The following is a 12,095-nucleotide window of genomic DNA, read 5'->3' as shown; positions in this document are numbered from 1 at the left end:
AAAATAGCGCTTAAGAGGGTGTAAGTAGTGCCTTAAAAGCTTTACATGTCATGGCTACATGTAAAGCTTTTACCCAAGCCAAACAGGGATTTTTAGGCTGAAGCTGATTCCGCAGCTTGTTTTTCGAGTTCTGCAAGCTGCGCTTCATATGTAGCGAGCATTGCTTCTTTCATTTGAATATCTTTTGCACTTTCTTCATCATTTTTAGCTGTTTTTTGCTCAGCCAAGATCTCTTTTTCAAGAGCAGCAATTTTCTTTTCAAGTGCTTTGACCTGTGCATCTATCGTTGCACTGCTACTGGATGATGAGGAACTACTGGCTCCTGAAGCTGCACTTGCGCCCCCGCTTTTTGTGCTACTACTGGACCCATTTTTCGTTGTTGAACTCTCTCCCGAACTGGAAGTCGATGATGTCGCAGCTAAGGCTTTGGCTTCATCTGAAATTTCAACGCTATCGACAGGTATGCTCGAAGTTGTTGCGACACTCTCATCTTTTGATTGATTCGATAATGTCGTAGTATTCGTACTAGAGGTATTTTGATTTTGGTCTACCAGAACTTGATTGGTGTACGATGTGTTGATGGTACTCATATCCATCTCCTTCATTTCATTTGCCCCAAAGTTATATCGGGAAGTACGCCAAAAAATGAAGGGTTACATGTAAAAAAATTCATTTTTACATGTAACGTCTGTATTAGCCTAGTTTGCTCATAATGGAGAGTATATCGTTTGTCTTTTCTTGAATCTCTTCGACATCGCTGGTTAAGGTGTTCATCTCTTTTGCGTTTGTACTCATTTTTGCTGAGCTATCAACGATGCCGCCAACAATGACACCAATAGTCGCTTGAATTTGTGTTAGAGAATGGTTAGTTTTATCCGCAAGTTCGCGAATATTATCAGCAACGACAGCAAACCCACGTCCATGATCACCTGCACGCGCTGCTTCTATGGCTGCGTTTAGTGCTAGTAAATTCGTCTGATCTGCAATATCACCGATCATATTTAAAATATCGTGTGCCTCTTTGGCATTTTGAGTCAGTGTATTGAGTGTATCGGCTAAATGCTGTTGAATTGAGCCCATCTCTTGCATCGATGTGGTCGTTTTCTTGACAATACGGTTTAGATCACTGAGTGGCTCATTTTTGATTGTCGCAACAGAATTTGCAAGCTTTTGCGAACTCTCATTGATCTTCGCACTCTGTTCTGCATTTTCAGCAATCATTTGCGACAGAGAACTGCCAAGTGCATTGACACCTTCAACCAACTCTTTAAGCTCTCCACTGGTTGAGATCGTAATGGGCTTGCTAAAATCACCGCTTTGAAAATTTTTCAGTGATGAGAGTGTTGCTTGCATCACTTCATTGACTTTTGCAATCATCGCATCGATTTCATATGAAAGACGATTGGTTAGAAAGTTTGATGAAACATAAGATGTTTTATTGTTCATATATCCGTTGGACATTTTAGAACAAATGATGAGCACTTCGCCCACCACACGAATATCATCCAAACGTAGCTTTTCATAGTCTTTAAACGTTTTATCAATCACACTCACGGTTGAGCCTATTTCATCGTTTTCATGGTCATCCAAATGTTCATCAATTAAGTTCTTTTTATTGGTGACATAAAGCCCAAAGTCTTCCACATAACGCTTTAACTCTGTCATTCTTCGACCGATGAGTTTTTGACTGAGATAACGTGAAATCAAAGAGAAAAGTGTTACAACAACCAAAAGAATAATGCTATTGCGAAGTATCAAATCTAAAAGGGCATCATCTAATTTTTGCTTCTCTTTAGCAACCAACGTATCAATATCATCCGCATACACACCTGTTCCGATAATCCATCCCCACGGTTTAAAAGCCTCTACAAAAGAGATTTTTGCTTGTGGTGTGTCAAAACCTGGTTTTTCCCACATATAATGAACCACACCCTTACCATTTTTAGTAGCAACATCCACCATTTCATTAAATAAAAACTTCCCTTTGGGGTCTTTAGACTGACTCAAATTAGCACCATCTAGGGATGACTTGATAGGATGCATAACCATTTTAGGGGTAAAGTCATTAATCCAAAAGTAACCATCTTCGCCAAAACGAAGCTTTTTAATCGCTGTTTTTGCTTTTTCTTGGTACATTTTAATTACTTCAGGATCACTCATATTGGGATCATTTTGCAACGCTTCATAAAATGAGTTGACCACATGATGCGCAATCTTAACTTTATCGGAGAGTGCTTCGACTTTTTCACGTGTCATGACAGCACGTATACCTTCTAAACGCTCAGTAGCATCATTTTTCATTAAAAAAACAACCACCAATGTTGAGACTAATGCTGTCAATACTAAAGAGACAACAAGCAACATGGTAACTTTAAATTGAATGGTTAATGCTCTCATCTATTTTCCCTCACTTGCACGCATCGTATTATAAAGTTTTGAGTATTTTTCAACCTCATCGCGACTCGCAATTTTGCGAACGGAGAGATAATGGTCTTTTCCAAAAGGAAAAACCGTTGCATAAACCCAATAAAATCTTCCTTTTTTCGTACGATTTTTGACAAACCCTTGCCAGACATTTCCTGACTTCACAGTGGACCAAAGCTCTTTAAACGCGGCTTTGGGCATATCTGGATGGCGAATCATATTATGCGGTTTACCAATTAACTCTTCCAGCGGGTACTCAGAGAATTTAACAAAGGTTTCATCGGCATAAACGATGATGCCTTTTGCATCCGTTTCAGAAACCAGTAAAGAGGTGTCATCCAGTAAAATTTCATCACCTAAGGTTTGCATTTGTATATCCTTAAACTCATCTTTAGCTCGATTATAAGTTTTGTTAGATTTAAAAGTTATTAAAGCTTTCATTCATATAACACCATTTAGGTATTATTAACACCAATATGTTACAATTTACTCAATACCAAATATTACTAAGGAATCCTGATGTTTTTACTCAACAAGAAGATTTTTCTTTTAGTCACATGCCTTGCGCTTGGAACACAAAGCTATGCGGAAGAAGCGAAAAAGCAACCTGCCCCAGCCACGACTAATGCACCTGCCCCAGCAGTTGATGTGTATAAAATTACTTCGGCAAAAGAAGAGGCATTAAGCCTACAATATCCAGGTAAAACCATCAGCGCTCAAAGCGTCACGATCAAAGCCAGAGCCAATGGAATTTTGATGAAAAAATTCTTTAGCGAAGGTGATTTTGTTAAAGAGGGTGATGTGCTTTATAAAATTGAGCCAGACACGTATGAAGCAGCTGTAAACCTTGCAAAAGCCAATGTCAATGCGTTGGATGTTCAAATGCAAAAAGCAGGGAAAGATTGGGAGCGTATCAAATCACTTTTTGAATCAGGTGCTTCAAGTGAACAAGAAAGAGATACCGCATACTGGGCATTCGAAGGAGCCAAAGCTTCTTTAGCGAGTGCGAAAGCTTCTTTACAAAGTGCCACAATCAACCTTGATCGTACGACTATTAAAGCAACAATGAGCGGTATGACAGGACTGAAAATGGTCGATGTGGGTGCTCTCGTAACCGATGGAACTGCACTGGTCGATATTACACAAATTAACCCTTTGCATGTCGAGTTCTCCATTCCTGATATTGATGTCATGAAACAAAAGTACAACATCAAAAATGGTAAATGGTCAAATCCAACCGAGGGCAAACTCAAAGCCTCTTTGCAAATCGGCGATGCAAAGTTTAAAGAGATCGGCGTAGTTGACTTCTTAGACAGTTCACTCAATGCCAAAACAGGCTCACTGAAAGCAAGAGCTACGTTCAAAAATGAAGGCAAAGAACTGCTTCCAAACCAATTTGTGAAAATCAATCTTGTAGGTCTTACACGCAATAACGTCATTAAAGTACCTCAAAAAGCCGTGCTTCAAAATCCTCTTGGAACCGTTGTCTTTGTTGTCGAAGATGGCAAAGCGGTTGTAAAACCTGTTAAAGTCGGCGAAGCAAGTGAAAATGACTACGTTATCGAAAACGGACTCAAAGAAGGCGATACTGTTGTTGTCAATAACTTCTTCAGAATTAAAGCCGGTGCGCCTGTCAAAGTAGATAAAGTAATCAACGAAGAGGCAAAATAATGTTTTCTAAGTTTTTTATCAATCGCCCTATTTTCGCAACCGTTGTTTCGATTGTGATTATTTTGGCGGGTATTATTGCGATCAAATCGCTGCCCATTCAAGAGTACCCCAGCATCGCGCCGCCACAGATCATCGTCTCGGCAACCTACCCAGGAGCAGATGCACAAACTATCGCAACCACGGTAGCAGCGCCACTTGAAGAAGAGATCAATGGTGTAAACAACATGTTGTACATGACCACCACAGCTTCGCCTAGTGGTAACGTGAGCATCAATGTCTTCTTTCAAATCGGAACCGATGTCGCACAAGCCAAAGTCGATGTTAACAACCGTGTGCAGATCGCGACCAACAAGCTTCCTGAAGCAGTAAAAAGACAAGGTGTTTCAACCAGAGAGCGTTCTCCTGACATCCTCAAAGTATTAACATTCACGTCTAAAAATAATGTACACGATACAACGTTTATCTCTAACTATGCCCTTATTAATATCGTGGATGATCTTAAGCGAATCCCCGGCATTGGTGATGTCACCATCTTTGGTAACAAAAACTATGCCATTCGTGTTTGGATTAAGCCCGATAAATTGGCAACCTATGACATGACGACAGCAGAAGTCATCAATGCGATCAAAAGTCAAAATGAGCAATACGCAGCAGGTCAAATCGGTCAAGAGCCAATGAGTAAAGAACCAACATTTACGTACACCGTAAAAACCGATGGAAGGCTTAAAAATGCCAGCGAATTTGAAAACATCGTCCTTAAATCTAACGCAGATGGTTCTTCGTTAAAACTAAGAGATGTTGCCAATATTGAACTGGGTGTTGAGTCATACTACTTTAGTGGTATTTTCAACAAAAACCCAATGATTCCCGTGGGTATTTTTCTCGCTTCTGGCGCCAATGCACTGGAAGTTTCAGACCTTTTAGAGAAAAAACTTGCCGAGATTTCTCCCAATTTTCCTAGTGACCTCGAAATTGGCACGGCGTATGATCCAACCATTTTCGTACGTGAATCCATCCATGAGGTGATTTTCACACTCATCCTTTCTATTGCCCTTGTTGTGGGCATCATCTACCTCTTTTTAGGAAATCTTAGAGCGACATTCATTCCTGTTCTTGCGATTCCCGTTTCTATTGTTGGAACATTTGCAGGTTTTTATGCCGCAGGATTTTCGATCAACCTTTTAACCCTCTTTGGTCTGACCTTAGCTATCGGTCTGGTGGTCGATGACGCCATTGTTGTCATTGAAAACGTTGAGCGGATTTTGAGGGATGAAGATTTAAACGTCAAAGATGCAACCATTAAAGCGATGAGAGAGATTACCAGTCCTGTTATCGCCATTGTTATGGTTTTGTGTGCTGTCTTTGTTCCTGCTGCTTTTATGGGTGGTTTTAGCGGTATGATGTACAAGCAATTTGCGATGACGGTTATTATCTCCGTTACCATTTCAGGTATTGTGGCACTCACCTTGACACCTGCCCTTTGTGCGCTACTTTTACGTAAACATGAGAGTGAGCCGTTTTGGTTTATCCAAAAGTTCAATAAATTTTTTGACTTTGGTACCGAGCTTTTCTCTATTGGTGTGCGTAAAACCATTCGCTTTGGGATGATGAACGTTGCCATTTTTGGCATTATGATTGCGGCTATTATCATGATTACGGCACGTATTCCTACAGGGCTTGTACCGAATGAAGACAAAGGCATGATTCTTATCATCAATAGCCTTATGCCCGGTGCTGCGTTGAGTCGTACACAAGCTGTCAGTCGAGAAGTAAGCGATTTTGCGCTTGCCAATCCTAATGTTGAACGTGTTGGTGCTTTTTCGGGGCTTGATTTTATTATCAATGCTTACAAAACCGATGCAGGCATTAGTTTTATTCGTCTCAAAATGTGGGATGAGAGGCCTCGTGCAGATCAAACCTCTCAAGCCATTGCAGGTCAAATGATGAAAGGGCTTTCTCAAAATAAAGAAGCCATGCTCATAGCAGTAACGCCTCCTCCTATTATGGGTATGAGTACAACAGGTGGTTTTGAAATGTATGTTCAAGATAGAACAGGAGGGAACATCCAACTGCTTGACACCTACGTTAAAGAAATTTTAGCAAAAGCCAGTGAGCGCAAAGAACTCGCGGCTATGCGTTCAACCATCAATACCAATGTTCCGCAAATGCTCATCAATGTTGATACTGAAAAAGCTAAATCGCTAGGCGTTGATACCGCTGATATTTTTGCAACCATTCAAGCCACCTTTGGAAACACCTATACCAATGACTTTAACCTCTTTGGTCGAACCTACCATGTTAACGTCCAGTCAGAGAGCAATTTTAGAGAAGGTGTTGAAAACTACAGTGATGTATTTGTCAAATCCAGCGAAGGACGTCTTATCCCCATTAGCTCACTTGCAAGCATTAAACGTATTGTAGGTCCTTCCATTGTTCAAAAATTCAATATGTTCCAAGCCGCACAAATTTCAGGACAGCCAAGCCCAGGCTACAGTTCAGGTGATGCACTTCGTGTCATCGAAGAGGTCGCAAAAAGCGTACTTCCTAATGGCTATACCATCGCTTGGGCAGGAACCTCTTACCAAGAAAAACTACTGGAAAAAAGTGGTAACACCGCATTTATCTATGCCATTATCTTTGTATTTTTGATTCTTGCCGCACTTTATGAGAGCTGGACAATTCCTTTTGCCATCGTTTTAGCCGTTCCTTTTGCACTCTTTGGAGCAGCTGTCGCGGTTTATTTTAGAGATTTACAAAATGATATCTACTTCCAAGTAGGTCTTGTCACACTTGTAGGACTTTCATCTAAAAATGCCATTTTGATGGTTGAATTTGCGATGCATAAACTGAAAGAAGGATATAGCCTTATCGACGCAACGATTGAGGGTGCGCGTATTCGTTTCCGTCCTATTGTTATGACTTCGTTTGCGTTTATCGCAGGAACACTTCCTCTTGCCCTAAGTTCAGGAGCAGGAGCAAATAGCCGTCATATCATTGGAACAACGGTTGTAGGTGGTATGATTACACTCACCGTTATCGGTACTTTCTTTGTGCCACTCTTTTTCTACCTTATTATGAAAACCAAAGAGAAATTGACTAAAAAAGGAGTCGTTCATGACTCGTAGCATTACCCTTTTATCGTTTGTAACTATCCTCCTTTTGGGAGGATGTTCGCTCAAACCCGATCTCAATGTTCCTAAAATTGAAGCGCCAAAAAGTAGCCAAGAAGCATTACATGTCAACAAAGAGTGGTGGAAACAATTTAATGACGCTAAGCTTAACGCCTTGGTCGATGAAGCTCTTCTTGGAAGTGATGACCTGAAACTTTCAGCCCTTAAAGTACTCAAAGCACGCCAAGCGTATGGGCTGAGTGTTGACAATGAGTTTCCAACACTGAGTGCCAACGCAGGAGCTACTCGCCAGCAAACCAGTAATGAAGCTTCAACCACTAAAAATAAACGCTCAGAGTACTCAGACTATACACTGGGTGGCAGCTTGTCCTACGAAGTTGATTTTTGGGGAAGACTCTCAAGCCAAAGTGAATCCAACTGGGCATTGTATCTGTCAACCGAAGCTGCGCGTGAGACGTTACGCAATAGCCTCATTCACGATGTTGTAAGTGCCTACTTTAACCTAGCGTCGTTGCAAGCTCGTATGGCAATTTTAGAGCAAAGTGCAAATTCCTATAAAGCAAGCTATGAGTTTCGATCAAAACAACAAAAAGTGGGAACCATCAGCGATGTTTTAGCCAACCAAGCATTAGCCCAATACAACAATATACAAGCCTCAAAAGACAGCTTGATGGAGAGCTACAAAATCCAACAAAGTACGCTTGCTATTTTGTTAGGCAAAAGTCCACAAGCACTTTTTGAAACACAAACAACAGAGGCAAGTCTTCCAAATGTTCTTACCATTCCACAAGGCGTACCTTCAACGTTGATGGAAAATCGTCCCGACATTAAAGAGGCATTGGAAAACCTTAGAAGTAAAAATGCCCTGATTGGCGTTGAAAAAGCAGCTTACTTTCCAACAATTAGTCTGACAGGAAGTTATGGGCAACAAAGCGATGATTTGAATAACATCTTAAAATCAAGCGCAAACAGATGGAGTTTTGGACCAAGTTTGAGCGTGCCTATTTTTGATTTTGGACGTATCAAACAGCGTGTTTCCATCTCCGAAACCGATCTTCAATCTTCATTAGTCAGTTATGAGCAAAGTGTCAAAAAAGCTTATAAAGAGGTGCATGACACTTTGGCAAAAGAGAATTTAGCCAAAAGTAGACTTGCATTCCAAGAAGAAGAACTTAAGGCGTACCAAAAAGTCTTTGATCTTTCAACCAAGCGTTTTAACCAAGGCGTTGCCAATCAACTGGAAGTCTTAGATGCTCAAAAAAGTGTTCTAAGTGCCTCACTCAATGTCGTTGCAACCAAACAATACCTCCTCACCTCCCAAGCTGAACTCTTTAAAGCACTCGGTGGCGGTTGGAAAGAGAATGACCTTATAGCTACAAAATAAAGGAATGACCATGAGCCTACTGCTAAGCCCTTATGAAGAAAATGGAATTTTTCTTAAAAACAGAGTGGTGATGCCACCGATGTGTATGTACAAAGCGCAAAGCGATGGCAAAGTAACCCCGTTTCACTTTGTCCATTATACAGCTCGCGCATTGGGTGGCGTGGGGCTTATTATCGTTGAAGCAACAGCGGTAGAGGCTCGTGGCAGAATCAGCGATAACGACCTTGGTCTGTGGGACGACGATCAAGTCTCAGGACATCAGCAGCTCATTCATCTGTGCCAAACGTATGGGGCAAAGATGGGCGTACAGCTCGCTCATGCGGGTCGTAAAAGTTTGTGTGTTTCTTCAACACCTGTCGCACCAAGCCCACTGGCATTTAGCGACACACAAGGCTATAAACTTCCCCATGAACTAAGCCTCCAAGAGATGCAAACGGTGAAACAGCACTTTGTTCAAGCTGCCCTTCGTGCAACGTACGCAGGCTATGAATTTCTTGAGCTTCATGCGGCACATGGCTATTTGTTGTGTGAATTTTTATCGCCTCTTTCAAATCAACGAAGCGACCAATACGGTGGCAGTTTAGAAAACCGTTGTGCTTTCGTCCTCGAAGTAGCAGAGGCCATTTTAGATGCAACCCAAAATGTACCTCTTTTTGTACGTATCAGTGCGGATGAATGGATGGAAAATGGCTGGGGTGTTGAAGAGAGCATTTACCTCTCTCAAAAGCTTCAAAGCATTGGTGTTGCAATGATCCACGTCTCAGCAGGTGGAAATAACAAAGACCAAAAAATGCCAGCCCTCGTCCCTCTTTACCAAGCAGCATACGCCAAAGTGATTCGTGAAAGCGTAAGCATCCCAACCATTGCCGTAGGACTTATTACCACGGCAGAGGAAGGCGAAAAGCTTTTGCAAGGAGGCTTCTGCGATTTGGTAGCGTATGGCAGGGAACTGCTCCGAAATCCTAACTTTGTCTTTTACACCGCAAAAGAAGAAGGTAAACAAGCCTTCATCGAACCTTCGTATTTAAGGGCTTTCTAACACACTAGACACATCATTTAGGACGTTGGTGAGGAGGAAGAAGTACACCTCATCGCCAACATCCGATTATGGTACTCTCACTAAAGAGCTTTTTGACATCTCTATTCTTTTACAGACAAATGCCGTAGATGATTTTTTAAATAATGCCATAGTACAATAAGCACATCATTTAAACTATCACTCAAATAACACAAAGGTGCAAGTGCATATGCGAAAAGAGCTTAAATATGAACTGCGTTATGGAAGAATTCATCCGCTTACCGAACTGCCTGATCGCCAACGCTTTATCAATACCCTTTCCAACGCTACTGCCAACAAACTTGCCCTTTTAAACGTCAATGGTTTTTGGAACTTCAACCACTCTTATGGTTACGAAGTAGGCGACCAAATACTCAAAACCATTTCCCAACGCCTCAAACGCCGCTTTGCACATGCCGTTGTTTTCCATCTAGGAGGCGACGAGTTTGCCATTCTCTCAGGCAAAGAGGTCTCGCATGAACACTTCATCCAAAACATCGAATCGTGCCTGTGGTACTTTGGCTACTCACCCATTGAAGTAGAAGGAGAAAAACTCTACACACCCCTTCGTATAGGTGTTGCTATAGATTATGACAACCTTTTCCTCAATGCTGAATTTGCAATGAAACAAGCCAAACGTATCGGAAAAGATCTCATGATCTACGATGCCAAAAATCCTTCGTTATGCAATCCACAGTCCAATGCCAAAGCCGATTTGACATGGGAAAACACCATTCGTGAAGCGTTGAAAAAAGATCGTTTTGAAGTATTTGCCCAAAGCATTGAGGGCGGGAAAATTCCAAAGTTTGAGTGCTTGGTACGCCTTCGCCATGAAGGTCGCATCATCTCGCCTTATCTTTTTTTAGAACATGCAAAGCGAGCCAATCTTTATGGCAACATTACCAAAATAGTCATCCAAAAATCATTTGCTTTTTTTGCTGACAAAAACGCTGAGTTTTCCATAAACCTCTCACTCAGTGATATTTTAGACCAAAATAGAGTTGATTTTTTACTGGAGAAAATGTACGAATACAATGTAAGCGAACGCCTCACCATCGAAGTAACAGAAGGAGAAGGCATCGAAAATCATCCTGAAGTCATCTCTTTTTTAACACTGCTGAAAAGCCAAGGGGTTAAGATCGCCATAGATGATTTTGGAACAGGCTACTCTAACTTTGAGTATCTGGTCAAACTCCAAGCTGACTTCATCAAGATCGACGGCTCACTCATTAAAACCATCAATAAAAACGCCACCCATAAAGCCGTCGTTGAAGCCATCGTGACCTTTGCCCAAAAAGTAGGAATGCAAACCATTGCAGAATTTGTCGCTTCGGAAGATATTTACCTTACATGTAAAGAACTCGGCATTGACTATTTTCAGGGGTATTTATGGAGTGAACCTATGCCATTTGAGAGTTTAGTGGTTCAGTAATAATGTTTACATGTAAACATTTTAATTCTTTATCTTTTAACCAAAACTGAACTTAGTAAGTCTTCAATCTCTTGCGCAGAACTTAGAATCTTTTGATCACTAAACATTGTCTCAAAACTCATTTTTGGAGCATTCACTCTCAACGGAGGTGGCTGTTTGTATAAATTATGCAATAAGTGAAGATACCCATCTGTAGTTGGTTGTTTTACTTCAAACACGACATAATTATTTAAAGATATACATTGGCACGTCAAAACCAAATTTAAACTCAATCTAATTTTTGCATCGAGTTCTTTCATTACAATATTGACTGAATCATTATTCTTAACAGATGGGTACAGAAGACTATCTTTGTATGGCAGATTCAATAGAATAGAAGAAATTGCGCAACTTCTAATGTATTTTGTTTCTTCCCCAGGGTAAACGATAAAATCGCTCAATTCTAAACCAAATAAACTCATAGAATCACAATAATATCCAGAAGGAATACTTGGTCGTATTACTACGCTACTTCGTTCAAAATTTTCTTTTTCTTTAAGATTATACACAGCCAAAGAAAAAGACTCACCAATTTTGACATCAACCTCTTTAATCGCTGTTTCGTAATCAAGAGCACCATAGAACATGGATTCACCTATATTATTTGCTCGCCCAAGTTTTTTTACAAAGGAAGCAGAAGGGCACCATACATCTTTTAAAGTATTATGTTCATGACTATTCTCAATTTTTCTAACTCTAAAAACAGGACATCTACCAAGATTTGCAATAACAATGGAATAAGAATTGTAGAACTCATGAAGCTCATTCTTAACGTCCTCGACTGTTTTTCCTTCAAAATTGGTTTTCTGAAAATTTTGTAATTTACCTCTGAGTTGATTCAATATTTCTTCTGAAAGTTCCAATGATATACCCTTTTTTCCAACCAATTATTTATTTAGTGAACATTATATAAAAGAACTTCATATTTTTTCAAGCCTAAAACTCCACGAAAATGGT

Annotated in this window: 9 protein-coding genes; 5 read left to right on the top strand and 4 right to left on the bottom strand. The window is 40.6% G+C overall.

All coding sequences use genetic code 11. From position 1 onward, the window contains the following. Nucleotides 1-92: 92 nt before the first annotated feature. The 3 genes from V7Q04_RS03485 to V7Q04_RS03475 form a co-directional block, all read right to left on the bottom strand. Complete coding sequence (locus tag V7Q04_RS03485; RefSeq protein WP_333803514.1) at nt 93-590, bottom strand: hypothetical protein; 498 nt, start codon at nt 588-590, stop codon at nt 93-95. Between the two features lie 103 nt (nt 591-693). Then, nucleotides 694-2,397 (bottom strand): cache domain-containing protein, encoded by a 1,704-nt coding sequence (locus tag V7Q04_RS03480; protein ID WP_333803513.1) that lies wholly within the window; start codon nt 2,395-2,397, stop codon nt 694-696. Further along, nucleotides 2,398-2,793: a PAS domain-containing protein gene (locus V7Q04_RS03475; RefSeq protein ID WP_333803512.1), complete on the bottom strand. Its 396-nt coding sequence runs from the start codon at nt 2,791-2,793 to the stop codon at nt 2,398-2,400. A gap of 150 nt (nt 2,794-2,943) precedes the next feature. Here V7Q04_RS03475 and V7Q04_RS03470 point away from each other — a divergent pair, with 150 nt between their 5' ends. The 5 genes from V7Q04_RS03470 to V7Q04_RS03450 all read left to right on the top strand — a co-directional run bounded on the left by V7Q04_RS03470 (nt 2,944) and on the right by V7Q04_RS03450 (nt 11,099). After that, a complete protein-coding gene (locus V7Q04_RS03470; RefSeq protein WP_333803511.1) occupies nt 2,944-4,095 on the top strand; it encodes an efflux RND transporter periplasmic adaptor subunit in 1,152 nt (383 codons plus the stop codon). Further along, on the top strand, nt 4,095-7,220 hold the full coding sequence (locus tag V7Q04_RS03465; RefSeq protein WP_333803510.1) for an efflux RND transporter permease subunit: 3,126 nt from the start codon (nt 4,095-4,097) through the stop codon (nt 7,218-7,220). The genes V7Q04_RS03470 and V7Q04_RS03465 overlap by 1 nt, the downstream gene beginning before the upstream one ends. Then, nucleotides 7,210-8,610 carry a TolC family protein gene (locus V7Q04_RS03460; protein WP_333803509.1) on the top strand — a complete coding sequence of 467 codons (1,401 nt, stop codon included), beginning with the start codon at nt 7,210-7,212 and terminating at the stop codon, nt 8,608-8,610. Before V7Q04_RS03465 ends, V7Q04_RS03460 begins: the two co-directional genes overlap by 11 nt. 10 nt (nt 8,611-8,620) lie before the next feature. After that, nucleotides 8,621-9,649, top strand: coding sequence for an NADH:flavin oxidoreductase/NADH oxidase (locus tag V7Q04_RS03455; protein WP_333803508.1), 1,029 nt, complete (start codon nt 8,621-8,623; stop codon nt 9,647-9,649). A gap of 208 nt (nt 9,650-9,857) precedes the next feature. Beyond that, nucleotides 9,858-11,099 carry a GGDEF and EAL domain-containing protein gene (locus V7Q04_RS03450; protein WP_333803507.1) on the top strand — a complete coding sequence of 414 codons (1,242 nt, stop codon included), beginning with the start codon at nt 9,858-9,860 and terminating at the stop codon, nt 11,097-11,099. Between the two features lie 29 nt (nt 11,100-11,128). Here V7Q04_RS03450 and V7Q04_RS03445 read toward each other — a convergent pair whose 3' ends face one another. Continuing rightward, nucleotides 11,129-12,001, bottom strand: coding sequence for an RES family NAD+ phosphorylase (locus V7Q04_RS03445; protein ID WP_333803506.1), 873 nt, complete (start codon nt 11,999-12,001; stop codon nt 11,129-11,131). Nucleotides 12,002-12,095: the final 94 nt, after the last annotated feature.

Source organism: Sulfurospirillum sp., from assembly GCF_036802865.1.
Taxonomy (GTDB): Bacteria; Campylobacterota; Campylobacteria; order Campylobacterales; family Sulfurospirillaceae; genus Sulfurospirillum.
This window is presented reverse-complemented; position numbering and strand designations above follow the sequence as displayed.